Origin of the sequence: Shewanella sp. SR44-3 (assembly GCF_014163735.1) — a bacterium.
Taxonomy (GTDB): Bacteria; Pseudomonadota; Gammaproteobacteria; order Enterobacterales; family Shewanellaceae; genus Shewanella.
Genome location: NZ_JACJDV010000090.1, coordinates 1 through 1,254, shown reverse-complemented (window position 1 = coordinate 1,254; position 1,254 = coordinate 1). Strand labels below are relative to the sequence as shown.

At 42.7% G+C, this 1,254-nt stretch carries 1 pseudogene; it reads left to right on the top strand.

The window, feature by feature from the left end:
• The first annotated feature begins 68 nt into the window (after positions 1–68).
• Positions 69–1,246, top strand: a pseudogene (locus tag H5073_RS17925) (IS3-like element ISSde6 family transposase).
• Positions 1,247–1,254 lie beyond the last annotated feature (8 nt).

Below are 1,254 nucleotides of genomic sequence, written 5' to 3'. Positions count from 1 at the left end.
CTGTTCTGGTCTAATTCCATCGGACACTTAATTTTGAGACAGTATGGTCAATAAATTAAGAGGTCTATATGAGTCTAAAAAAATCACATAAGAGTTATCCTCAAGCATATAAAGATGAAGCCGTCTTGATGGTGCTAGAGCAAGGTTATAGTGTTGCTGATGCAGCAAAGTCTCTTGGGGTTAGCACTAGTCTGCTTTACAACTGGAAGGAAAAACACCAAGCCCTACAACAAGGTATCGCCTTAGAAGAATCGGAACGTGATGAGTTAAAAAGATTGCGTAGAGAAAACAAAGAATTACGCATGGAGAAAGAAATTTTAAAAATACCCAAGGGGCACGCCGAGGCAAGTGCCTTCTTTGCGAGAAAAATGAAGTAAAATTTCGCTTCATCAAACAGCAATCAAACCTGTTCCCTATAGCACTGTTATGTCGAGTAATGAGTGTCAGTAAGTCAGGCTATTACGATTGGCATAAACGCCCTACAAATGTGATAAGCCTTGAAACATTGAAGCTTTATCGCCTTGTTCGACAGCTATTTAAGCAAAGTCGAGGCAGCTTAGGGAATCGTGAAATGGTGAAGAAATTGCGCAAGGAAGGCTACCAGGTTGGTCGCTATCTCGTTCGTAAAATTATGCACCGCCTTCGACTCAAAGCTACCCAGCGACGAGCTTACAAGGTGACGACACAGCGAAAACACTCTGATGCAGTGGCTGATAATCTGTTAAACATGAACTTTAACCCAGTATCCGCAAATCAGGTTTGGGCAGGTGACGTGACCTATTTAAAAACAGGTGAAGGCTGGATGTACTTGGCAGTGGTAATGGATTTATATTCACGCCGGATTGTTGGATGGCACATAGACAAGCGTATGACCACGGATTTGATATCTAAGGCATTAATGAAAGCCTACAACCTGCGTCAACCGGCCAGAGGGCTGGTATTTCACAGTGACCGAGGCTCACAGTATACCAGCAAGCAATTCGGTAAGCTGCTATCGAGCTATGGTATCCGAGCCAGTATGGGGGATGTGGGTGCGTGTTGGGATAATGCCGTCGTTGAACGTTTCTTTGGTAGTTTGAAACACGATTGGATTTTTAAAGTTGCTCAACCAACAAGGGAGTTTATGAAGCAAGATGTGACTGCTTACATGAAATATTACAACTTGGAGCGACTTCATTCTGCTAATGGTGATCTGTCACCTGTAGAATTTGAAAATTCTCAACTAAAAGTGTCCAATTTGGGTTGACCAGTACA